1 protein-coding gene is annotated in these 269 nt (G+C 60.6%); it reads right to left on the reverse strand.

Going from position 1 to position 269, the window contains the following annotated elements; all coding sequences use genetic code 11:
- Nucleotides 1–269, reverse strand: a 269-nt coding sequence (locus AC1RQI_RS17205; RefSeq protein ID WP_481905832.1) for a transposase, incomplete at both ends; no start/stop codon positions are given.

Consider the following 269-nt stretch of genomic DNA (forward strand, 5'->3'; position numbering starts at 1 on the left):
GCCCAAGGCCCCGTCGCCCACGGCCAGCTTAGGCGCATGTTCCAGGTTCTTTTCCTTCAAACGCGTAAGCAACTGATGCCAACTGGCTTCGGACTCGCGGTGGCCGTCGTCAACGGCTACCAGCTCCTTGTGGCCGTGCTCTGTGACTCCGATGATCACCAGCAGGCACAGCCGGTCATCCAGGCGGACGTTGCTGTATACACCGTCTGCCCACCAGTAAACGTAGCGCTTTTGGCTCAGATCCCGCTGCTGCCAGTCGCGGTGTTCTT

The sequence above is a fragment of the Salicola sp. AFF1 genome, assembly GCF_056783195.1.